The following is a 22,787-nucleotide window of genomic DNA, read 5'->3' as shown; positions in this document are numbered from 1 at the left end:
CCGGTCCGTCAGTAGACGGACCGGCCTCACGCTTGTCAGCCGCCGGCTGTTACGCGGCCGCGGGGAGCTCCGGACGCAGTGGCCACGCCGGATCGACCGGCTCCGGGACACCGCTGCGCGCGAACCACGCCTGAAGGCCCCGCGCCTGCGCCGCGTGCCACACCGCCTGCAACGTGTGCAGCTCCGCGGCGGACAACCGCTCCAGCCGCGACGCGAAACGACGCCCCACCGCCCGTACGACCTCCATCGCCGCCAGCGCGTCGGCCGCCGCGTCGTGCGCCCCGTCCAGCGCCACGTCGTACTGCGCGCACAGATCGGTGAGCGTCCGCCGTCCCTTGCGATAGCGGTCCAGATGCTTGTCCAGCACCCGCGGATCCAGCACGCACAGCGGTACGTTCTCCAGGTAGCGCGCCAGCGACGATGCCCGGTGGCGGCGCAACTCCCGGTCCAGGATGGTCAGATCGAACGGCGCGTTCATCACCACCAGCGGGCGGGCCGCCGCGCACTGCTCGGCCAGCGACCTCGCTATCTCCTCCATCACCGGCGCCGGCCAGCGCCCGTTCCGCTGGAGGTGATCGTCCGTCAGGCCGTGCACCTCGGTGGCGGCAGGGGGCACCGGGATCCCCGGATTCACCAACCACCGTGTGATGCGCGGCCGTCCGCCGGGCGTGTCCTGGACGACCACCGCGGCCGACACGATCCGGTCCGCCTCGACGTCCACTCCGGTCGTCTCCGTGTCAAATGCGGCCAGTGGGCCGTCGAACCAGTGCGTCATCCCCGAACTCCTCGCACGTGCCTGGCAGATGGCGAAGGGACCTGCCCGAATCGGTGATACCCGGGCCGTTTGCGCCGTACGCCGCGCGGTGACAACACAGGTGACGGGGAAGGACATTGCCATGGCGCTCGCCCAGCCCGAATCGGGAGGGCTTTCCCAAGCAAGCGGGAGGTGCCCCCAGCCCCAGCGGACCGTTCCACTGCGCGGAGCGCTTGCCACCACCGCCTGCATGGAGACGCTCCAGGTGGGCTATCTGCACGCCGTCGCCGCCGCGGCCGGCTGCTCGCTGTCCCAGCCGTTCCCGGACAACGGCATCGACTGGCACGTCAGCCACAGCTCGGCCCGGCACACGGTCGACGACGAAGTGACCATCAAGGTGCAGCTCAAGTGCACCTACCAGATCCCGCCCCACCCACCGGGGCCCGCGTTCTCGTTCACGCTCGACAACGAGCACCTGGTGAAGCTCGCCCGCACACCGGTCTCGGTGCACAAGATCCTGGTCGTGATGCTCGTTCCGCGCACCCAGGACGAGTGGCTGCGCGCCAGCCACGACCGGCTCGACCTCAGGCACTGCTGCTACTGGACCAATCTGGCCGGCCACCCGGTGACGGGCAGACACCGCACCACTGTGCGGATCCCGACCACGCGGATCTTCGACGACCGCGCGCTCTGCGAGATCATGGCGCGCGTCGGGGCGGGAGGAAGACCTTGACGCACCGGTCCTTCGACGAACACCTCCACGGATTCCCGCAGCCCGGCGGCCCCCGCCCCACGGCCGACCCGCCCGGCCCCTGGGGCGTCCCCGCGGAGCCGGACCCGGCCCAGATCGACCCCGCCGTCCTCGGCGCGCTCCTCGACCGTCACGGCTGGCGTCGCCGCGGCGGGGCCGCCGGGCGCTACACGCGCTGGACCCCGCCTGGCCCCGCCGCCGGCGGCACCAGCCTGCTCGTCCCCGAGAGCCGCGCCTTCCCCGACTGCGAGGACCTCATCGGCGAAGCCCTCACCGCACTCGCCCGCAGCGCCGCCCCCTCGGCCCGCGACGTCCTCATCGGGCTCACCGTCCCCAGTGACGAGATCCGCTGGTGGCGCGACAGCCCGCAGGGGCCGTCCGGCACCGTCTCGTGGACCGCGCAGGAGCAGCTGCGCTCGGCCGCCCGCCAGATGCTGCTGGCCGGCGCCCTCGCCGTACGGGAGCGAGCCGGTTACTACGGGGCCCGCCACCGCAGGCAGGCGCAGGCCCTGCTCGAAGGCGTCCTCGTGGGCCCCGCGCCCGGCGGCCGTTCCCTCACCGCCTTCGTCCCCGTGCAGACCGGCCGCGCGGTCGCCGTGCGGCTCTCCCACGCGCTCCAGGCCACCCGCGAGGCCATCGACTACCAGCGGGCCGCGGGGGGCATGGAGGCGTTCGACACCGCCGTGGCGGCGGGCGTCAGCCGCGAGCTGACCGAGGCCGTGATCGCGCTCGTGCGCGGCTCGGAAGGCGCGCGCATCGCGCTCGCCTGGTCCCCGGCCGCCGGAGTGCCCCAGGGCTGCGCCGCCCGCATGGAACCGGTGGAGTTCTCCGCGGGAGACCTGCCGGCGCTGCGGGAGGCGGGGGCCCGCTACCTCCAGGACGAGTCGTCCGTGCCCGTGCGGATCACCGGCACCGTCGTCCGGATGCGCCGCTCGGGACCGAGCGGGCGGGGCACCGTACGGCTGCGGGTGCTGGCGGGAGCCGAGGTGCCGCACGTGCGGGTGGCGCTCGACGAGGACTCCTACCGCACGGCCGGTCACGCCCATCTGGTCGGCCTGCCGATCCGGGTGGCCGGCCGGCTGGAGAGCCGGGGCGGCTTCCGGCGGCTGACCGACGCCTCCGGCGTGACCCCCGTGGCGGTCGACGAGGCGGAGCGGGACCGGCTGATGAAGTCGCTCCAGGCGAACCTGGACTTCTTCGGGGATGCGACGGACGAGGAGGACTGACGCCCGGCCCCGTAACCGTTTCGCGAGTGGGCACTCCGGCTCGGTACGATTCCTGGTGCGCGTGCTGTGCCAGGCCGTGCATCCACCTTCAGTCAGGAGAGACCGGTGTCAGACGTCCGTGTGATCATCCAACGCGATTCCGAGCGGGAAGAGCGCGTGGTGACGACGGGCACTACGGCCGCCGACCTCTTTGCCGGCGAGCGCACCATTGTCGCCGCCCGCGTTGCCGGGGAGCTGAAGGACCTCGCGTACGAGATCAAGGACGGCGAGGAGGTCGAGCCCGTCGAGATCTCCTCCGAGGACGGCCTGAACATCCTGCGCCACTCCACCGCGCACGTCATGGCCCAGGCTGTGCAGGAGCTCTTCCCCGAGGCCAAGCTCGGCATCGGCCCGCCGGTCAAGGACGGCTTCTACTACGACTTCGACGTCGAGAAGCCGTTCACGCCCGAGGATCTCAAGGCCATCGAGAAGAAGATGCAGGAGATCCAGAAGCGCGGCCAGCGCTTCTCGCGCCGCGTCGTCACCGACGAGGCCGCCCGCGAGGAGCTCGCCGACGAGCCGTACAAGCTGGAGCTGATCGGCCTCAAGGGCTCGGCGTCCCACGACGACGGCGCCGACGTCGAGGTGGGCGCCGGCGAGCTCACGATCTACGACAACCTGGACGCCAAGACCGGCGACCTGTGCTGGAAGGACCTCTGCCGGGGTCCCCACCTGCCCACCACGCGCACCATCCCGGCCTTCAAGCTGATGCGCAACGCCGCCGCGTACTGGCGCGGCAGCGAGAAGAACCCGATGCTCCAGCGCATCTACGGCACCGCCTGGCCGTCCAAGGACGAGCTGAAGGCGCACCTCGACTTCCTCGCCGAGGCCGAGAAGCGCGACCACCGCAAGCTGGGCAACGAGCTGGACCTCTTCTCCATCCCGGACCAGATCGGCTCCGGCCTCGCGGTCTTCCACCCCAAGGGCGGCATCATCCGCCGGGTCATGGAGGACTACTCGCGCAAGCGGCACGAGGAGGAGGGCTACGAGTTCGTCTACACCCCGCACGCCACCAAGGGGAAGCTCTTCGAGACCTCGGGCCACCTCGACTGGTACGCCGAGGGCATGTACCCGCCCATGCAGCTCGACGAGGGCGTGGACTACTACCTCAAGCCCATGAACTGCCCGATGCACAACCTGATCTTCGACGCGCGCGGCCGGTCCTACCGTGAACTGCCCCTGCGCCTCTTCGAGTTCGGGACCGTGTACCGGTACGAGAAGTCCGGCGTCGTGCACGGTCTGACCCGTGCCCGCGGCTTCACCCAGGACGACGCGCACATCTACTGCACCAAGGAGCAGATGGCGGACGAGCTCGACTCGACGCTCACCTTCGTGCTCAACCTGCTGCGCGACTACGGTCTGACCGACTTCTACCTGGAGCTGTCCACCAAGGACGAGACCAAGTTCGTCGGCTCGGACGAGGTGTGGGAGGAGGCCACCGAGACGCTGCGGCAGGTGGCCGAGAAGCAGGGCCTCCCGCTGGTCCCGGACCCGGGCGGCGCCGCCTTCTACGGCCCGAAGATCTCCGTCCAGGCCAAGGACGCCATCGGCCGGACCTGGCAGATGTCGACCGTGCAGCTCGACTTCAACCTGCCGGAGCGCTTCGACCTCGAGTACACCGGCCCCGACGGGACCAAGCAGCGCCCGGTCATGATCCACCGGGCCCTGTTCGGCTCGATCGAGCGCTTCTTCGCGGTGCTGCTGGAGCACTACGCGGGCGCGATGCCGCCGTGGCTGGCGCCGGTCCAGGCCGTCGGCATCCCGATCGGCGACGCGCACGTCGAGTACCTGCAGGAGTTCGCCGCGGACGCGAAGAAGAAGGGGCTGCGGGTCGAGGTCGACGCGTCCTCGGACCGGATGCAGAAGAAGATCAGGAACCAGCAGAAGCAGAAGGTCCCGTTCATGATCATCGTCGGTGACGAGGACATGAACGCGGGCACGGTTTCGTTCCGCTACCGCGACGGCTCGCAGGAGAACGGCATCCCGCGCGAGGAGGCCCTGGCCAAGCTCGTCGACGTGGCGGACCGACGGGTCCAGGTCTGACCCGAGCAGGCACGCGAGGGGCGGTCCAGGAAGGGGCCGCCCCTCGCCGCATGCCGCCGTCAGCGGCGAATATGCTGGCACGCATGACGACTGAGCCGGAGCAGCAGATCGGGGTCGGGACGCCTGACTCGTTCCAGCGCCTGTGGACGCCTCACCGCATGGCGTACATCCAGGGCGAGAACAAGCCGACCGGCCCGGGGGCCGACGACGGCTGCCCGTTCTGCTCGATCCCGTCGAAGTCGGACGAGGACGGCCTGATCATCGCCCGCGGCGAGACGGTCTACGCCGTGCTCAACCTTTACCCCTACAACGGCGGCCACCTGATGGTCGTCCCCTACCGCCACGTCGCCGACTACACCGAGCTGGACGACGCCGAGACGATGGAGCTCGCGCTGCTGACCAAGCAGGCCATGACCGCCCTGCGCGCCGCCTCCGGCGCCCACGGGTTCAACATCGGCCTCAACCAGGGCTCCGCCGCCGGCGCCGGTATCGCCGCCCACCTGCACCAGCACATCGTGCCCCGGTGGGGCGGCGACACCAACTTCATGCCGGTCGTCGCGACCACCAAGGTGCTGCCGCAGCTCCTCGCCGACACCCGCCGGATGCTCGCCGCCGCCTGGCCCGTCTGACCCGCACCGGAGCCGTACGGCTCACGCGTCGTACAGGTCCGCGTTCCGCGGAGTCGGGTCCTGGACGAACCCGCTGACCACCATCGAGCGGTTGTCGAACTTCTCCGTGCTGACGCCGTTGTCGGCGAGGACCTTCATCGCGGCGGCGTGGGCCACGCGCAGCACCGGAGTGGCGGCGCGCATCGCGTCGTCCGCCATGAACCGGTGCCGCCAGGGCTTCTCGGCCCAGGCGTGGCGCAGTCCGAACGGCTCCGGCAGCACCAGCTTGCCGCCGAGGAAGTCGAGCAGCGGCGGGAACCAGGTGAAGGGCGCCCGCACTGCCAGACGTACGACCTCGGGCGCGTCCACCAGCGGCAGCACCCGGTCGACCGTCTCCCAGAACTTGACCGTCTTGCTGACGGTGACCGTCTTGGGCTCGGGCTTGGTGGTGAACAGGGAGTGCACGGGGCCGAGCGCGTGCCCGGTGACCTCCACGCGCAGGGTCTCGTGGAGCACGGTGACCGTGATCATCATGGTGATGACCAACTGGCCGTCCCACAGCGTGAACTGGACGCCGAGGTAGTGGCGGTTGCCGCCGCCGAACTGCTGGTGGTTGCAGATGCGCTGTATCTCGTGGCCTTTGACCTGGAAGGTCTCCACGTCCTGGCCCTCGGGCCTGGCGACCGCCGCGGCGTTCTCGCCGACCGGGGAGACGATCCAGTGCCGGACGGAGGGGGTCGGGAAGCCGCCGGAGTTCAGCGGGCCCCGCTCCAGCAGCTTCATCTTGTCGTGGATGGCCCTTATGACGTCCCAGCTGCGGAACTGGTTGATCTCCTTGCCCGGTTCGCCGGAGACGAGATCCTCGGCCATCTGCCAGCTGCCCCAGCGGGTGCCCATGCCGAGTATTCCCTTGGGGCCCGCGTAGAAGACGACGTTGGAGTGCTGCTCGGCGGTGAGCTTCTGCAGCCCCTGGCGCAGTTGCTCGCGGGCGGTCTCGTCGGGATTTCCCGGCACGGCCTCGGGGACCTTCGCGCCGATGCCGCCGCCCCCGGACAGGAGGCTGTCCCACCGTGCCCGCATGTCCTTCGCGGTGGACTCGCAGATCCTCTTCGCGAGCATCCAGCCGACGACCGGGGCCACGATCATGCCGCGGAGGTAGTAGCCCCAGAAGCCCGTGAACGGCAGCCTCAGCAGAAGGATCACCGCCATGGCGCCCATTCCCACCAGCAGGAGGGTGCCGAGGGCTCCGGCGCGCTTGTTCGCCGCGCCCGCGAGGGTGCGGCGCAGCTGGAAGACGCCCATCCACAGCAGGAGTCCGGGCAGGAAGAGCAGCCCGCACAGCGCCATGACGGCGGTGAGCCGGGCGTCCCGCTCCTTGCGGATGCGGGTGGCGGCCAGGCAGTGCTCCACGACGGTCTGGGGCTCCGTGCCGAAGGACTGGATCAGTGCCTTGCGGGCGCCGCCGAGCATCCGCACCTGGACCGCCCGGGAGAACGCCTCGCCGAGGTTCGGCTCGAAGAGGGAGAACTTGCCCGGCGTCACCTCGGACTTGTGCCACTCGCTGTTGGCATTGAGGATCTCGGCGACCGGGCTGTCGCGGTACGCCGCCGAGGCGAGCGCATGAGTCGCCGCGGTCTGCCCGGCCGACCCCATGAGCGGGACCTGAGCCCCGGGTGTGAAATCGAATCCGTCTGTCACTACCGCCCCCATCGCCGCACGCGTCCGCACTGCGGCCTGTTCCCAACTGCCGTGCCCCGCACACCTGCTGAGCTGGACGCCTCAGCGTATCGGGGGCCGGGCGGTCACGGCAGTGGACATCAGGACGGCCGTCCGCCGGCGGTGCGCACCGGCGGACGGCCACCGGCTAGGAGGCTTTCGACGTCGCCTCCTCGCGCATCCGGTCGGCGACCTGCTGCGGCATCGGCTCGTGCCGTGCGTAGGTCCGGCTGAAGTGCCCCGTGCCGTGCGAGATGGAACGCAGGTCGACCGCGTAGCGCCCGATCTCGATCTCCGGCACCTCCGAGCGCACCAGTGTGCGTCCGCCGCCCGCCTGTTCGGTGCCGATGACGCGGCCGCGCCGGCCGGACAGGTCGCTCATCACCGGACCCACGTACTCGTCCGGGACGAGCACCTGCACTTCGGCGACCGGTTCGAGCAGGCTGATCCGCGCCTCGGCCGCGGCCTCGCGCAGGGCGAGCGCGCCCGCGGTCTGGAAGGCCGCGTCGGAGGAGTCCACCGAGTGCGCCTTGCCGTCCCGCAGGGTGACCCGTACGTCGACGAGCGGGTAGCCCGCCGCGACGCCGCGCGCTGCCTGGGCGCGTACGCCCTTCTCGACGGACGGGATGAACTGCCGCGGCACCGCGCCGCCGACGACCTTGTCGACGAACTCGACCCCGGAGCCGGGCGGCAGGGGCTCGACGTCGATCTCGCAGATCGCGTACTGCCCGTGGCCGCCGGACTGCTTCACGTGGCGGCCGCGTCCCGCGGAGCCGACGGCGAAGGTCTCACGCAGCTGGACCTTGTGCGGCACGACGTCGACCTGGACGCCGTAGCGGTTGCGCAGCCGTTCGAGGGCGACGTCGGCGTGTGCCTCGCCCATGCACCACAGCACCACCTGGTGGGTGTCCTGGTTCTGTTCGAGCCGCATCGTCGGGTCCTCGGCGGCGAGGCGGGTCAGGCCCTGCGACAGCTTGTCCTCGTCCGCCTTGCTGTGCGCCTGGATGGCGAGCGGCAGCAGCGGATCGGGCATGGTCCAGGGCGCCATCAGCAGCGGATCGTCCTTGGCCGAGAGCGTGTCGCCGGTCTCGGCGCGGGACAGTTTCGCGACGCAGGCCAGGTCCCCGGCGATGGCGTGGGGGAGCGGGCGCTGCTGTTTGCCGAAGGGCGCGGACAGGGCGCCGATGCGCTCGTCGACGTCGTGGTCCTCGTGCCCCCGGTCGGCCAGTCCGTGACCGGAGACGTGGACCGTCTCGTCGGGCCGCAGCGTTCCGGAGAAGACGCGGACCAGCGAGACCCGGCCGACGTACGGGTCCGACGCCGTCTTGACCACCTCGGCGACGAGCGGTCCCGCCGGGTCGCAGCTGATCGCGGGCCGCGGCGACCCGCCGGGGGTGGTGACGTCCGGCGGTGTGGTCTCGAGCGGGGTCGGGAAGCCGCCGGTGATCAGCTCCAGCAGCTCGACCGTGCCGAGGCCCTCCCGGGCGCCGTCGGCCGCGGGGGCGGCGGCGAGGACCGGATGGAACGTGCCGCGCGCCACGGCCTTCTCCAGGTCGTCGACGAGGGTCTTGAGGTCGATCTGCTCACCGCCGAGGTAGCGGTCCATGAGGGTCTCGTCCTCGCTCTCCGCGATGATGCCCTCGATGAGCCGGTTGCGGGCCTCCTCGATCAGCGGCGTCTGTGCGGGGTCGGGCGGGGACTCCTTCCGTTCCCCGGACGAGTAGTCGAAGATCTTCTGCGTCAGCAGGCCGACCAGGCCGGTGACCGCCGCGTGACCGTCGGCCTGCTGCGAGCCGTACTGCGGCAGGTAGAGCGGCAGGACCGCGTCGGGGTCGTCGCCGCCGAAGATCCGGCTGCAGACGGCGGTGAGCTCCTCGAACCCGGTGCGCGCGGTGTCCAGGTGCGTCACGACGATGGCGCGCGGCATGCCCACCGCCGCGCACTCGTCCCACACCGCGCGGCATGCGCCCGCCACGGCGTCGGCCTCCTGCGCGGCCGAGACGACGAAGAGGGCCGCGTCCGCAGCTCGCAGACCGGCCCGCAGCTCCCCGACGAAGTCCGCGTATCCGGGAGTGTCGAGAAGGTTGATCTTGTATCCGCCCCATTCGACGGGGACGAGGGACAGCTGTACGGAACGTTGCTGGCGGTGCTCGATCTCGTCGTAGTCCGAGACCGTGGCGCCGTCCTCGACCCGGCCGGCCCGGTTGACCGCGCCCGCGGTCAGTGCCAGGGCCTCGACCAGTGTCGTCTTGCCCGACCCGCTGTGGCCGACCAGCACCACATTCCGTACGGATGCGGGGTGGTCGGCCGTTACTGCTCTGCCGGCGGCTCCGGGGTGTGCATGCGCCTTGTCGCCCATGATCTTGCCTCCCGATCGATTGCACGGCGAGGAGGGAAATCCGCGGGCGCGGGAAGCCGGGACGATGTCCCGAATCGTCGTCCGGGGCAGCTCCGGCGATGCCCGCGGTGGTCTTTCGAGCTTTCCACTGTCGTCATGGTGCGTCCATACGTCGGACACCGCAGCACCTGTCCGGGTCCGGCCCGTGGGGCGTCACCGTCCTGGCTACGATGGGCCCGCCGGTGGCCGTAGGGGCCACACGGCCCACCGGACCCCTCGGGAAGGCCATGCTGAACAAGTACGCGCGTGCATTCTTCACGCGTGTTCTCACACCGTTCGCCGCGTTTCTGCTCCGCCGCGGGGTGAGCCCCGACGCAGTCACGCTCATCGGCACGGCCGGAGTCATGGCGGGAGCGCTGGTCTTCTTCCCCAGGGGCGAGTTCTTCTGGGGCACGATCGTCATCACGCTGTTCGTCTTCTCCGACCTGGTCGACGGCAACATGGCCCGGCAGGCGGGCGTCTCCAGCCGCTGGGGCGCCTTCCTGGACTCGACGCTCGACCGGGTCGCCGACGGCGCGATCTTCGGCGGTTTCGCGCTCTGGTACGCGGGCAAGGGCGACAACAACGTGCTCTGCGCGGTGTCGATCTTCTGTCTCGCGAGCGGCCAGGTAGTGTCGTACACCAAGGCCCGGGGCGAATCGATCGGCCTGCCCGTCGCCGTCAACGGACTGGTCGAGCGGGCCGAGCGGCTCGTCATCTCGCTGGTCGCCGCCGGTCTCGCCGGCCTCCACGCGTTCGGCGTACCGGGCATCGACGTCCTGCTGCCGGTCGCCCTGTGGATCGTCGCCGTCGGCAGCCTGGTCACGCTGGGGCAGCGGGTCGTCACCGTACGGCGGGAGTCCGCCGAGGCGGAGGCCGCGGCCGGGCCCGGCGGGGCCGAGCAGGAAGGGGCCGGGGCATCATGATGCGCGACCGGTTGACCGACGCCCTGTACGGACTGGGCTGGGGCGCCGTGAAGAAGCTGCCCGAGCCGGTGGCCGCCGGACTCGGCCGCACCATCGCCGACGCCGCCTGGAGGCGGCGCGGCAAGGGCGTGCTGCGCCTGGAGTCCAACCTCGCACGCGTCGTCCCGGACGCGGGCCCCGAGCGCCTGGCCGAGCTCTCCAAGGCCGGAATGCGCTCGTACATGCGCTACTGGATGGAGTCCTTCCGGCTGCCCGCCTGGAACCAGGAGCGCGCCCGGCTGAGCTTCGACCCCAAGGACGCCCACCACCTGACCGACGGCCTCGCGTCGGGCCGCGGCGTCGTCCTCGCCCTGCCGCACCTGGCCAACTGGGACGTCGCCGGGATCTGGGTGACCCGGGCGCTCGGCATCACCTTCACCACGGTCGCCGAACGCCTCAAGCCGGAGTCCCTGTACGACCGGTTCGTCGCCTACCGCGAGAGCCTCGGAATGGAGGTCCTGCCGCACACGGGCGGGTCGGCCTTCGGCACGCTGGCCCGGCGGCTGCGCGACGGCGGCCTCGTCTGCCTGGTCGCGGACCGCGACCTGTCCGCCTCCGGCGTCGAGGTGACCTTCTTCGGCGAGACGGCCCGCATGCCCGCGGGGCCCGCGCTGCTGGCCCAGCAGACCGGCGCCCTGCTGCTCCCGGTGACCCTCTGGTACGACGAGACGCCCGTGATGAAGGGCCGCGTCCACGCGCCCGTCGAAGTCCCCGAGTCGGGCACGCGCGCCGAGAAGACGTCCGCCATGACGCAGGCCCTCGCGGACGTGTTCGCGGAGGGCATCGCCCAGCACCCGGAGGACTGGCACATGCTGCAACGGCTGTGGCTTTCGGACCTGGAGCCCCGGGAGGACAGGTCGTGAGGATCGGCATCGTCTGCCCGTACTCCTGGGACGTGCCCGGTGGCGTGCAGTTCCACATCAGGGACCTGGCCGAGCACCTCATCCGGCTCGGGCACGACGTGTCCGTCCTCGCTCCGGCGGACGACGACACGCCCCTGCCGCCCTACGTGGTCTCCGCGGGCCGCGCCGTGCCCGTGCCGTACAACGGCTCGGTCGCCCGGCTCAACTTCGGCTTCCTGTCCGCGGCCCGGGTACGGCGCTGGCTCCACGACGGCACCTTCGACGTCATCCACATCCACGAGCCGGCGTCGCCGTCCCTGGGCCTGCTCACCTGCTGGGCCGCGCAGGGGCCGATCGTCGCCACGTTCCACACGTCCAACCCGCGGTCGCGGGCGATGATCGCGGCCTACCCGATCCTGCAGCCCGCGCTGGAGAAGATCAGCGCGCGGGTCGCGGTGAGCGAGTACGCCCGCCGCACGCTCGTCGAGCACCTCGGCGGCGACGCGGTCGTCATCCCGAACGGCGTCGATGTCGGCTTCTTCGAGAAGGCCGAGCCCAAGGCGGAGTGGCAGAACGGCACGATCGGCTTCATCGGCCGCATCGACGAGCCGCGCAAGGGCCTGCCGGTGCTCATGAAGGCGCTCCCGGCGATCTTCGACGCCTGCCCGGACGCCCGGCTGCTGGTCGCCGGGCGCGGCGACGAGGAGGAGGCCGTCGCGTCCCTGCCGGCCGCGATGCGCTCGCGGGTCGAGTTCCTCGGGATGGTCAGCGACGAGGACAAGGCACGGCTGCTGCGCAGTGTCGACGTGTACGTGGCGCCCAACACGGGCGGCGAGAGCTTCGGCATCATCCTGGTCGAGGCGATGTCGGCGGGTGCGCCGGTGCTGGCGTCCGACCTGGACGCGTTCGCCCAGGTGCTGGACAAGGGCGCGGCGGGGGAGTTGTTCGCCAACGAGGACGCGGACGCGCTGGCCACGGCGGCGATCCGCCTGCTGGGCGACCCGGACCGGCGGCGGGAGCTGCGCGAGCGGGGCAGCGCGCACGTGCGGCGGTTCGACTGGTCGACGGTGGGGGCGGACATTCTCGCCGTGTACGAGACGGTGACGGACGGCGCGGCGTCGGTCGCGGCGGACGAACGCCCGGGACTGCGGGCGCGTTTCGGTCTGGCGACGCGGGACTGAGCCCCCGAGGGCGTTGCGCCGTTCGAGCCAGGGGTAGGGACGCGCAGGGGTCGTGTTCGGGACGTAAGGCGTCGTGGGATACCGCAACGCAGGTTCGTGAAAGCAGTCCCGAATGCGAGCCCCGGAGCGGCCCGACGCTGCGGTCACGGACCGGGCCCAGCCCGGAAAGCCCGGCCCGCCCCAGGGGGCGTTACCCGTACGGGCCGGCCGCGCCCGGGGGCGTAAAGCCCGGTCCGCCGCCCGCGCAAGGGCCCGGTAGCCTTGCCGCCCGTGAGCACCCTGATCTGGATCGTCGTCGCCCTCGTGGCCATCGGCATGTACCTCAGCTGGACCGCCGGGCGACTCGACCGGCTCCACGCGCGGATCGACGCCGCCCGTGCCGCGCTCGACGCGCAACTCCTGCGGCGTGCCTCGGTCGCACAGGAGCTCGCGACCTCCGGAGTGCTCGACCCCGCCGCGTCGATCGTGCTGTACGAGGCCGCGCACGAGGCGCGGCAGGCGGAGGAGGAGCACCGCGAGGTCGCCGAGAGCGAACTCAGCGCCGCACTGCGGGCGGTGTTCGGGGAGCCCGAGCAGATGGAGGCACTGCGCGAGGTACCGGGCGGTGAGGAGGCCGCCGGCGAGCTCGCGCAGGCGGTGCGCCGCGTCCCCATGGCGCGCCGGTTCCACAACGACGCCGTCCGCGCCGCGCGCGCCCTGCGCCGGCACCGCAAGGTGCGCTGGTTCCGCCTCGCGGGCCACGCCCCGTTCCCCATGGCGTTCGAGATGGACGACGAGCCCCCGGCAGCGCTGGCGGACCGGCCCGCCTGACCGGCCCCGGGCCGCCGGTGGCCGGTGGTACGCCCCAAAACGATCCACGGGGTGACTATTGGCCCTTGATGTGGCCTGGTCCCCGGATGTTCCATCGGTGACGCATCACAACGTCGTCATCGAGTGAGGTCCATCCGTGTCCAGCACCACCACCCCGCAGACCCCCGAGACCGGTACCGCCCGCGTCAAGCGCGGCATGGCCGAGCAGCTCAAGGGCGGCGTGATCATGGACGTGGTCAACGCCGAGCAGGCGAAGATCGCCGAGGATGCCGGCGCCGTGGCCGTCATGGCCCTGGAGCGCGTGCCCGCGGACATCCGCAAGGACGGCGGCGTGGCCCGGATGTCCGACCCGAACATGATCGAGGAGATCATCGACGCGGTCTCCATCCCGGTCATGGCCAAGTCGCGTATCGGCCACTTCGTCGAGGCCCAGGTGCTCCAGTCCCTGGGTGTCGACTACATCGACGAGTCCGAGGTCCTGACCCCCGCCGACGAGGTCAACCACAGCGACAAGTGGGCCTTCACCACCCCGTTCGTCTGCGGCGCCACCAACCTGGGCGAGGCCCTGCGCCGTATCGCCGAGGGCGCGGCCATGATCCGCTCCAAGGGCGAGGCCGGCACGGGCAACGTCGTCGAGGCCGTCCGCCACCTGCGCCAGATCAAGAACGAGATCGCCAAGCTGCGCGGCTTCGACAACAACGAGCTGTACGCCGCCGCCAAGGAACTGCGCGCCCCGTACGAGCTCGTCAAGGAGGTGTCCGAGCTCGGCAAGCTGCCGGTCGTGCTGTTCTCCGCCGGTGGCGTGGCCACTCCCGCCGACGCCGCGCTCATGCGCCAGCTCGGTGCCGAGGGCGTCTTCGTCGGCTCCGGCATCTTCAAGTCGGGCGACCCGGCCAAGCGCGCCGCCGCCATCGTGAAGGCCACCACCTTCTACGACGACCCGAAGATCATCGCGGACGCCTCCCGCAACCTGGGCGAGGCCATGGTCGGCATCAACTGCGACACCCTGCCCGAGGCCGAGCGCTACGCGAACCGGGGCTGGTGATGACCACTCCGCTCATCGGTGTCCTGGCTCTCCAGGGCGATGTACGGGAGCACCTGATCGCCCTGGCCGCGGCGGACGCCGTGGCCAGGCCGGTCCGGCGGCCCGAGGAGCTCGCCGAGGTCGACGGTCTCGTGGTCCCCGGCGGCGAGTCCACCACCATCTCCAAGCTGGCCGGTCTCTTCGGCCTCATGGAGCCGCTGCGCGAGCGCATCGCGGCGGGCATGCCCGTCTACGGCACCTGCGCCGGCCTGATCATGCTCGCCGACAAGATCCTCGACCCGCGTTCGGGCCAGGAGACGCTCGGTGGCATCGACATGATCGTCCGCCGCAACGCCTTCGGGCGCCAGAACGAGTCCTTCGAGGCGGCCGTCGAGGTCGCCGGCATCGACGGCGGCCCCGTCGAGGGTGTCTTCATCCGCGCCCCCTGGGTCGAGTCGTTCGGCGCCCAGGCCGAGGTCATCGCCGAGCACGACGGCCACATCGTCGCCGTACGGCAGGGCAATGCCCTTGCCACCTCGTTCCACCCGGAACTGACGGGCGACCACCGGGTGCACGCCCTGTTCGTCGAGATGGTGCGCGCAGCTGCCTGACCCGATCCCGGTAGGATCTCTGGGGTTCGTTCAGAAATTGGTTACGCGAAGGAGACAGGCAGATGTCCGGCCACTCTAAATGGGCTACGACGAAGCACAAGAAGGCCGTGATCGACGCCAAGCGCGGCAAGCTCTTCGCGAAGCTGATCAAGAACATCGAGGTCGCGGCCCGTACCGGCGGCGCCGACCCCGACGGCAACCCGACGCTGTTCGACGCCATCCAGAAGGCGAAGAAGAGCTCGGTCCCGAACAAGAACATCGACTCCGCCGTCAAGCGGGGCGGCGGTCTCGAGGGCGGCGGCGTCGACTACGAGACGATCATGTACGAGGGCTACGGCCCGAACGGTGTCGCGGTGCTCATCGAGTGCCTCACCGACAACCGCAACCGCGCCGCCTCCGACGTGCGTGTCGCCATGACCCGCAACGGCGGCTCGATGGCCGACCCGGGCTCCGTCTCGTACCTGTTCAACCGCAAGGGCGTCGTCATCGTCCCCAAGGGCGAGCTGACCGAGGACGACGTCCTCGGCGCCGTCCTGGACGCGGGCGCCGAGGAGGTCAACGACCTCGGCGAGTCCTTCGAGGTGCTGAGCGAGGCCACCGACCTGGTCGCGGTCCGCAGCGCCCTCCAGGAGGCCGGCATCGACTACGACTCGGCCGACGCCAACTTCGTCCCGACCATGCAGGTCGAGCTGGACGAGGAGGGCGCGCGCAAGATCTTCAAGCTGATCGACGCGCTGGAGGACAGCGACGACGTGCAAAACGTCTTCGCCAACTTCGACGTATCGGACGAGGTCATGGAGAAGGTCGACGCCTGATCCACGCTCGTACGACGGGCCGACGGGGGCACATCCCCGTCGGCCCGTCGCGTTGTCGGCGGCTGTCGGTGGCAGCCGATAGCCTGCACAAACAGCTGAGCGAAGGAGGGGTGGGACGCGTGCGCGTTCTCGGGGTGGACCCTGGGCTGACCCGGTGCGGTGTCGGCGTCGTGGAGGGCGTGGCCGGCCGTCCGCTGACGATGCGCGCCGTCGGGGTCGTACGGAGCCCGGTGGACGCCGATCTGGGCCACCGGCTGGTCGCGATCGAGCAGGGCATCGAGCGGTGGCTCGACGAGCACAAGCCCGAATTCGTCGCCGTTGAGCGTGTGTTCAGCCAGCACAACGTCCGTACGGTCATGGGCACGGCCCAGGCGAGCGCCGTGGCCATGCTCTGCGCCTCCCGCCGCGGGATTCCCGTCGCCCTGCACACGCCCAGCGAGGTGAAGGCGGCCGTCACCGGCAGCGGACGGGCCGACAAGGCGCAGGTGGGCACCATGGTGACCCGACTGCTGCGGCTCGACGCACCGCCCAAGCCCGCCGACGCCGCGGACGCCCTCGCCCTCGCCATCTGCCACATCTGGCGCGCCCCCGCGCAGAACCGCCTCCAGCAGGCGGTCGCCGCGCATCACGCAACGAAAGGCCGGACCGCATGATCGCCTTTGTGAGCGGCACGGTGGCCGCCCTCGCCCCGACCACGGCCGTCATCGAGGTCGGCGGCGTCGGCATGGCCGTGCAGTGCACACCGAACACCCTCTCCGAGCTGAGGCTGGGTCAGGAGGCGAAGCTCGCCACGTCGTTGGTGGTCCGGGAGGACTCGCTGACGCTCTACGGCTTCGCCGACGACGACGAGCGCCAGGTGTTCGAGCTCCTGCAGACCGCGAGCGGCGTGGGCCCGCGCCTGGCCCAGGCGATGCTCGCCGTGCACACACCGGACGCCCTGCGGGTCGCCGTCGCGAGCGGCGACGAGAAGGCCCTGACGGCGGTGCCGGGCATCGGCAAGAAGGGCGCGCAGAAGCTGCTGCTGGAGCTGAAGGACCGCCTCGGAGCGCCGGTCGGCTCCGCCCCCGCCGTCGGTGCGCCGGTCGGCCAGACCTGGCGCGACCAGCTGCACGCCGCGCTGATCGGCCTCGGCTACGCGACCCGGGAGGCGGACGAGGCGGTGACGGCCGTGGCCCCCCAGGCGGAGTCCCTGGGCCCGGCCCCCGAGGTGGGCCCCCTGCTCCGAGCGGCCCTGCAGACCCTGAACAGGGCGCGCTGACATGCCCGCGGGGTGTTTCCCGACCCGCCCCACGGCCTGGCCGCCGTGGGAGGTGTCCCAACCCGAGACCGGGGGGCTCTGCTCCCGGGCCCCCCTACGCCCTGCGGATGGAGGGATCCCCAGCGCCTCCATCTCCTCCCACGGCATGGCGGCCGTGGGTGGGGATCCCGGCGAAGCCGGGGGAGTGCCCCCAGCCGGGCCTGATCTACCTGCGGGGCGTCAGCCCGTCTGGAGGTGCCCCGGGCGAAGCCCAGGAGGAGATCGAGGACACCGCGCGCAGCGCGGTGCGGGGCCCGGGGCTTGCCCCGGTCTCTGGATGGGGGGGTGCCCCCGGCCGCCAGGCCGTAGGGGGCGGGTCCGGGGGTGAAGCCCCCGTTCGGGAAGGGGCGGGTAGAGGAAAGCCCCCCCGCAGCCCCGGCCACCCGCACGCAACCGTACGAACCGAGAAGGCAGACACCACGTGAACTGGGACGACGAGACCACCGCCGAAGCGGAACCGCGGCTGGTCGGCGGGGCCGCCGACGGCGAGGACCAGGCCGTCGAGGCGGCTCTGCGACCCAAGTCGCTGGCCGAGTTCGTCGGCCAGGAACGCGTGCGCGAGCAGCTCGACCTCGTGCTCAAGGCGGCCCTCGCACGCGGCGCCACCGCGGACCACGTCCTGCTCTCCGGCGCACCCGGCCTCGGCAAGACCACCCTGTCGATGATCATCGCCGCCGAGATGAACGCCCCGATCCGCATCACCTCCGGCCCCGCCATCCAGCACGCGGGCGATCTCGCCGCCATCCTCTCCTCGCTCCAGGAGGGCGAGGTCCTCTTCCTCGACGAGATCCACCGGATGTCCCGGCCCGCCGAGGAGATGCTGTACATGGCGATGGAGGACTTCCGCGTCGACGTGATCGTCGGCAAGGGCCCCGGGGCCACCGCCATCCCCTTGGAGCTGCCGCCGTTCACCCTCGTCGGCGCGACGACCAGGGCCGGTCTGCTGCCGCCCCCGCTGCGCGACCGCTTCGGGTTCACCGCGCACATGGAGTTCTACGAGCCCGTCGAGCTGGAGCGCGTCGTCCACCGTTCCGCGCAGCTTCTCGACGTCGACATAGAGGCGGAGGGGGCCGCGGAGATCGCCGGCCGCTCCCGCGGCACGCCCCGCATCGCCAACCGTCTGCTGCGCCGCGTCCGGGACTACGCCCAGGTCAAGGCCGACGGCCTGATCACCCGGGAGGTGGCCGCGGCCGCCCTCGGCGTGTACGAGGTCGACAGCCGCGGCCTGGACCGGCTGGACCGGGCGGTGCTGCACGCGCTGCTGAAGCTGTTCGGGGGCGGCCCGGTCGGTCTGTCCACGCTCGCGGTCGCGGTGGGGGAGGAGCGCGAGACGGTCGAGGAGGTGGCCGAGCCCTTCCTCGTACGGGAGGGTCTGCTGGCCCGGACGCCCCGCGGCCGGGTGGCGACGCCCGCGGCCTGGGCGCACCTCGGGCTCGTGCCGCCCCAGCAGGGCGCAAGTGGACAACAGGGTCTGTTCGGGGCGTGACGGCGAGGAGAGTCGCCACCAGCGGAACCAGGGTGGGATGCTGGGCGTTGTTCCAGTGATGCGGACTCGCTTAGACTCCGCCGATGCCGACCTTCCGGGTCGGCGTGCCCACCCCCGTAGATCAGGCCGTTCATCAGCGCGGTCGTGCGAAGGAATTCCCCGCCGTGGATATCTTGACCCTCCTCCCCTTCATCGTGCTCATCGGGGCCATGTTCCTGATGACCCGCTCCGCCAAGAAGAAGCAGCAGGCAGCCGCGCAGATGCGCGACCAGATGCAGCCCGGCACCGGAGTGCGGACCATCGGTGGCCTCTACGCGACCGTCAAGGAGGTCAACGACGACACGGTCCTTCTCGAGGCCGCCCCCGGCGTGCACCTGGTGTTCGCGAAGAACGCCATCGGCGCGGTCCTCGCCGACGACGAGTACAACCGCATCGTCCACGGTGACGACGATGTCAAGACCGACGACGTCACCGTCGTGCCCGACGACGCCTCCTCGCTGAGCGACGACGCCGCTGCCGCCGAGGCCACCGACTCCGACAAGATCGACCTCGGCAAGAAGGCCGACGCGGACGACGCGGAGTCGAAGGACGCCGAGACCAAGGACGGCAAGACCGACGGCGAGGCCGACGCGAAGTAGTCACGATCGGGGACCGCGACGGCGTCCACCGGCGCCGGGCGGTCCCCCGGTTGTGCCGACTTACCTTCGGGGGCAGGTCCCCACAACACTTCGTGGCCGCCTCGGCGCTCACGGCGCAGGCGGTTGGACAGGGAGAAACGAGAAGGTGGCAGCACCGAACAGGGGCCGAAGGCCCGCGGGGGCTCAGGGCAAGCCGGGGCGTGCCCTGGTTCTGATCCTGATCGCCATGGTCGCGCTCACGGGCGGCATGTTCTGGGCGGGGCAGCTCACGCCGCGTCTGGGCATCGACCTGGCGGGCGGTACGACCATCACGCTCGAGGCGAAGAGCGAGCCCGGCAAAGAGAGCGCCGTCAACGAGACCAACATGAACACCGCGGTCGGCATCATCGAGCGCCGTGTCAATGGTCTGGGCGTCTCCGAGGCCGAGGTCCAGACCCAGGGCCGCCAGAACATCATCGTCAACATCCCCAAGGGGACGAATTCCGAGCAGGCCCGCGAGCAGGTCGGCACCACCGCCCAGCTCTACTTCCGGCCCGTGCTGACGGTCGCGGCCGGCACCCCCGTGGCCCCCGAGCCCTCCCCGAGCGCGTCGCCCAGCGGCAAGCCCAAGGACGACAAGGCGACGGACAAGCCGAGGGCCGACGCCCCCTCCGGCTCCCCCTCCGCCTCCCCGACCACGCAGGGCCGCGCCGTGACCGAGGGCCTCAAGGCCCCCGCGGCGAGCCCGAGCCCGTCCGCGTCGGACAAGCCGAAGACGTCCGAGAGCCCGAAGCCGACGGACAAGCCCGAGCCGACGCCCTCCAGCGACCCGGCCTCCGCCGCGCTGGAGAAGCGCTTCACCGCGCTGGACTGCACGGACGACAAGGCCCGCGGCAAGCTCGGTGACGGCGTCAAGCCGACCGAGACGACCCTCGCCTGTGGCAAGAACAGCGTGGGCGAGTGGGAGAAGTACATCCTCGGCCCGGCCGAGGTGGACGGCAAGGACGTCGACGACGCCAAGGGCCAGCTCGACCAGCAGCGCGGCATGTGGATCGTCACGATGGAGTTCACCGAGAACGGCGCCAAGAAGTTCTCGAAGATCACCAGCCGCCTGTCGCAGCAGCAGCCCCCGATGAACCAGTTCGCCATCGTCCTCGACGGTGAAGTGGTCTCGGCCCCGCAGGTGAACCAGACGCTGAGCGCCAGCGCCGAGATCACCGGCAACTTCACCCAGGACTCCGCACAGAACCTGGGCAACATCCTGTCCTACGGCGCCCTGCCCCTGTCCTTCGAGGAGCAGAGCGTCACCACGGTCACCGCCGCCCTCGGCGGTGAGCAGCTGAAGGCGGGTCTGATCGCCGGTGCGATCGGCCTCGCGCTCGTCGTGATCTACCTGGTCGTCTACTACCGCGGCCTGGCCCTGATCGCGATCCTCAGCCTCATGGTCTCCGCCATCCTGACCTACACGATCATGGCCCTGCTCGGCCCGGGTATCGGCTTCGCGCTGAACCTGCCCGCCGTCTGCGGCGCCATCGTCGCGATCGGCATCACCGCCGACTCGTTCATCGTCTACTTCGAACGCATCAGGGACGAGATCCGCGAGGGCCGCACCCTGCGCCCGGCCGTGGAGCGTGCCTGGCCGCGTGCCCGGCGCACGATCCTGGTCTCCGACTTCGTGTCGTTCCTGGCCGCCGCCGTGCTCTTCATCGTCACGGTCGGCAAGGTCCAGGGCTTCGCGTTCACGCTGGGTCTGACGACCCTGCTCGACGTGGTGGTCGTCTTCCTGTTCACCAAGCCGATCATGACCATCCTCGCCCGCAAGAAGTTCTTCTCGAACGGCCACCCGTGGTCCGGACTGGACCCGAAGCGGCTCGGCGCCAAGCCGCCGCTGCGCCGCTCGCGTCGCGTCTCCGCCCCCACCGACCTGAAGGAGGCGTGAGATGTCACGACTCGGAACCCTCGGTGCCAAGCTGTACCAGGGCGAGGTCGGCTACGACTTCGTCGGCAAGCGCAAGATCTGGTACGGCGTCTCGATCCTGATCACCATCACGGCCATCCTCGGCCTGGTGGTCCAGGGCCTCAACATGGGCATCGAGTTCAAGGGCGGTGCCGTCTTCACGACGCCGAAGACGAGCGTGTCCGTCGCCCAGGCCCAGGCAGCCGCCGAGGAGGCCTCCGGCCACCCCGCGATCGTCCAGGAGCTCGGCACCGGCGGCATGCGCATCCAGGTCAGTGAGCTGGACACGAAGCAGGCCGACAAGGTCGCCGCCGAGCTCTCCGAGACGCTCGACGTCGACGCGGAGAGGATCAACGCCGAGCTCGTCGGGCCCAGCTGGGGCGAGCAGATCGCCAACAAGGCCTGGACCGGCCTCGGGGTCTTCATGATCCTCGTGGTGATCTACCTGGCCATCGCCTTCGAGTGGCGCATGGCGGTCGCGGCCCTGGTCGCGCTGATCCACGACATCACCATCACCGTCGGCGTCTACGCCCTCGTCGGCTTCGAGGTCACGCCCGGCACCGTGATCGGTCTGCTCACGATCCTCGGTTACTCGCTGTACGACACGGTCGTCGTCTTCGACTCCCTCAAGGAGGGGTCGAAGGACATCACCAAGCAGACCCGCTGGACCTACAGCGAGGTCGCCAACCGCAGCATCAACAGCACCCTGGTGCGTTCGATCAACACCACGGTCGTCGCCCTGCTGCCGGTCGCCGGCCTGCTGTTCATCGGTGGCGGTGTCCTCGGCGCCGGCATGCTGAACGACATCTCGCTCTCGCTGTTCGTCGGCCTCGCCGCCGGTGCGTACTCCTCGATCTTCATCGCCACTCCGCTGGTCGCCGACCTCAAGGAGCGCGAGCCGCAGATGAAGGCCCTGAAGAAGCGGGTGCTCGCCAAGCGCGCGGCCGCCGCCGCCAAGGGCGAGTCGGCGGAGTCCGAGCAGAGCGATGCCGTCGACGCCGACGCCGACGTGCCGGAGGACGCGGCGCCGGCCGGCGCCATCGTCGGTCAGCGCGGACGCGGGCGCGGCCGTCCCTCGGGCAGGCGCCGGTGACCCCCGCCGGCACCAGGGAACTGCTGCTCAGCCGTATCCGGGACGTCGCCGACCACCCGAAGCCGGGAGTGGTGTTCAAGGACATCACGCCCCTGCTCGCCGACCCGGTCGCCTTCACGGCGCTGACGGACGTCCTCACCGAGCTCTGCGTCCGCCACGGCGCGACGAAGATCGTCGGCCTCGAGGCGCGCGGCTTCATCCTCGCCGCGCCGGTAGCCGTCCGCGCCGGCATCGGGTTCATCCCGGTGCGCAAGGCGGGCAAGCTGCCCGGGGCGACGCTGGGACAGGCGTACGAGCTGGAATACGGCACCGCCGAGATCGAGGTGCACGCCGAGGACCTGAGCGCGGGAGACCGCGTCATGGTCATCGACGACGTCCTCGCCACCGGCGGGACCGCCGAGGCGTCGCTGGAACTCATCCGGCGGGCGGGCGCGGAGGTCGCGGGCATCGCGGTCCTCATGGAGCTCGGCTTCCTCGGCGGCCGTGCCCGGCTGGACGGCGCCCTGGGCGGAGCGCCGCTGGAGGCGCTGATCACGCTCTGACGGCCGGCCGCACGGCCGGCCCACGGCACACGA

General features: G+C 71.1%; 21 protein-coding genes. 18 read left to right on the top strand and 3 right to left on the bottom strand.

Features of this window, described 5'->3' with window-relative positions; all coding sequences use genetic code 11:
* Positions 1 to 49 precede the first annotated feature (49 nt).
* On the bottom strand, positions 50 to 775 hold the full coding sequence (locus ACLB9X_RS24500; protein ID WP_410362541.1) for a 3'-5' exonuclease: 726 nt from the start codon (positions 773 to 775) through the stop codon (positions 50 to 52).
* Positions 776 to 896: 121 nt separating this feature from the next.
* Between ACLB9X_RS24500 and ACLB9X_RS24495 the strand changes: the two genes are divergently transcribed.
* The 4 genes from ACLB9X_RS24495 (at position 897) to ACLB9X_RS24480 (ending at position 5,442) form a co-directional block, all read left to right on the top strand.
* Complete coding sequence (locus ACLB9X_RS24495; RefSeq protein ID WP_410362540.1) at positions 897 to 1,487, top strand: DUF4365 domain-containing protein; 591 nt, start codon at positions 897 to 899, stop codon at positions 1,485 to 1,487.
* A complete protein-coding gene (locus tag ACLB9X_RS24490; RefSeq protein ID WP_410362539.1) occupies positions 1,484 to 2,731 on the top strand; it encodes a hypothetical protein in 1,248 nt (415 codons plus the stop codon). The genes ACLB9X_RS24495 and ACLB9X_RS24490 overlap by 4 nt, the downstream gene beginning before the upstream one ends.
* Positions 2,732 to 2,836: 105 nt before the next feature.
* Positions 2,837 to 4,813 (top strand): threonine--tRNA ligase, encoded by a 1,977-nt coding sequence (gene thrS / locus ACLB9X_RS24485; protein ID WP_410362538.1) that lies wholly within the window; start codon positions 2,837 to 2,839, stop codon positions 4,811 to 4,813.
* Between the two features lie 71 nt (positions 4,814 to 4,884).
* Positions 4,885 to 5,442, top strand: a complete 558-nt coding sequence (locus ACLB9X_RS24480) for an HIT family protein (protein WP_410362537.1) — start codon at positions 4,885 to 4,887, stop codon at positions 5,440 to 5,442.
* A 21-nt stretch (positions 5,443 to 5,463) separates the two neighbouring features.
* Here ACLB9X_RS24480 and ACLB9X_RS24475 read toward each other — a convergent pair whose 3' ends face one another.
* Both ACLB9X_RS24475 and ACLB9X_RS24470 read right to left on the bottom strand, forming a co-directional pair.
* Entirely contained in the window at positions 5,464 to 7,131 is a 1,668-nt protein-coding gene (locus ACLB9X_RS24475; RefSeq protein ID WP_410362536.1) for a hypothetical protein, read from the bottom strand.
* Positions 7,132 to 7,285: 154 nt separating this feature from the next.
* The gene (locus tag ACLB9X_RS24470; RefSeq protein ID WP_410362535.1) at positions 7,286 to 9,496 is read right to left on the bottom strand and encodes an elongation factor G-like protein EF-G2; all 2,211 of its coding nucleotides are present in this window, start codon (positions 9,494 to 9,496) and stop codon (positions 7,286 to 7,288) included.
* Between the two features lie 266 nt (positions 9,497 to 9,762).
* Here ACLB9X_RS24470 and pgsA point away from each other — a divergent pair, with 266 nt between their 5' ends.
* From pgsA to ACLB9X_RS24400, 14 genes are all read left to right on the top strand, one after another.
* Positions 9,763 to 10,440: a phosphatidylinositol phosphate synthase gene (gene pgsA, locus ACLB9X_RS24465; protein WP_410362534.1), complete on the top strand. Its 678-nt coding sequence runs from the start codon at positions 9,763 to 9,765 to the stop codon at positions 10,438 to 10,440.
* Positions 10,440 to 11,342, top strand: a complete 903-nt coding sequence (locus ACLB9X_RS24460; protein ID WP_410362619.1) for a phosphatidylinositol mannoside acyltransferase — start codon at positions 10,440 to 10,442, stop codon at positions 11,340 to 11,342. Before pgsA ends, ACLB9X_RS24460 begins: the two co-directional genes overlap by 1 nt.
* Entirely contained in the window at positions 11,339 to 12,502 is a 1,164-nt protein-coding gene (locus ACLB9X_RS24455) for a glycosyltransferase family 4 protein (protein ID WP_410362533.1), read from the top strand. Before ACLB9X_RS24460 ends, ACLB9X_RS24455 begins: the two co-directional genes overlap by 4 nt.
* Before the next feature lie 315 nt (positions 12,503 to 12,817).
* A complete protein-coding gene (locus tag ACLB9X_RS24450; protein ID WP_410362618.1) occupies positions 12,818 to 13,312 on the top strand; it encodes a hypothetical protein in 495 nt (164 codons plus the stop codon).
* A 136-nt stretch (positions 13,313 to 13,448) separates the two neighbouring features.
* On the top strand, positions 13,449 to 14,357 hold the full coding sequence (pdxS, locus tag ACLB9X_RS24445; protein WP_177153221.1) for a pyridoxal 5'-phosphate synthase lyase subunit PdxS: 909 nt from the start codon (positions 13,449 to 13,451) through the stop codon (positions 14,355 to 14,357).
* Positions 14,357 to 14,947: a pyridoxal 5'-phosphate synthase glutaminase subunit PdxT gene (gene pdxT / locus ACLB9X_RS24440; RefSeq protein ID WP_410362532.1), complete on the top strand. Its 591-nt coding sequence runs from the start codon at positions 14,357 to 14,359 to the stop codon at positions 14,945 to 14,947. The genes pdxS and pdxT overlap by 1 nt, the downstream gene beginning before the upstream one ends.
* Positions 14,948 to 15,009: 62 nt before the next feature.
* A complete protein-coding gene (locus ACLB9X_RS24435) occupies positions 15,010 to 15,762 on the top strand; it encodes a YebC/PmpR family DNA-binding transcriptional regulator (protein WP_410362531.1) in 753 nt (250 codons plus the stop codon).
* Between the two features lie 119 nt (positions 15,763 to 15,881).
* Positions 15,882 to 16,415, top strand: coding sequence for a crossover junction endodeoxyribonuclease RuvC (ruvC, locus tag ACLB9X_RS24430; RefSeq protein ID WP_410362530.1), 534 nt, complete (start codon positions 15,882 to 15,884; stop codon positions 16,413 to 16,415).
* On the top strand, positions 16,412 to 17,020 hold the full coding sequence (ruvA, locus tag ACLB9X_RS24425) for a Holliday junction branch migration protein RuvA (protein ID WP_410362529.1): 609 nt from the start codon (positions 16,412 to 16,414) through the stop codon (positions 17,018 to 17,020). Before ruvC ends, ruvA begins: the two co-directional genes overlap by 4 nt.
* A 460-nt stretch (positions 17,021 to 17,480) precedes the next feature.
* Complete coding sequence (gene ruvB / locus ACLB9X_RS24420) at positions 17,481 to 18,545, top strand: Holliday junction branch migration DNA helicase RuvB (RefSeq protein WP_410362528.1); 1,065 nt, start codon at positions 17,481 to 17,483, stop codon at positions 18,543 to 18,545.
* Positions 18,546 to 18,709: 164 nt separating this feature from the next.
* Positions 18,710 to 19,183, top strand: a complete 474-nt coding sequence (gene yajC, locus ACLB9X_RS24415; protein WP_410362527.1) for a preprotein translocase subunit YajC — start codon at positions 18,710 to 18,712, stop codon at positions 19,181 to 19,183.
* Positions 19,184 to 19,328: 145 nt separating this feature from the next.
* The gene (gene secD / locus ACLB9X_RS24410; protein ID WP_410362526.1) at positions 19,329 to 21,101 is read left to right on the top strand and encodes a protein translocase subunit SecD; all 1,773 of its coding nucleotides are present in this window, start codon (positions 19,329 to 19,331) and stop codon (positions 21,099 to 21,101) included.
* Position 21,102: 1 nt separating this feature from the next.
* Positions 21,103 to 22,212, top strand: a complete 1,110-nt coding sequence (secF, locus tag ACLB9X_RS24405; protein WP_410362525.1) for a protein translocase subunit SecF — start codon at positions 21,103 to 21,105, stop codon at positions 22,210 to 22,212.
* On the top strand, positions 22,209 to 22,754 hold the full coding sequence (locus ACLB9X_RS24400; protein WP_410362524.1) for an adenine phosphoribosyltransferase: 546 nt from the start codon (positions 22,209 to 22,211) through the stop codon (positions 22,752 to 22,754). The genes secF and ACLB9X_RS24400 overlap by 4 nt, the downstream gene beginning before the upstream one ends.
* The last annotated feature ends 33 nt before the right edge of the window (positions 22,755 to 22,787 follow it).

This window comes from Streptomyces sp. 5K101, assembly GCF_046506645.1.
Taxonomy (GTDB): domain Bacteria; phylum Actinomycetota; class Actinomycetes; order Streptomycetales; family Streptomycetaceae; genus Streptomyces.
Note: the sequence above shows the minus strand (reverse complement) of the source record. Positions and strands in the feature narration are given on the sequence as shown.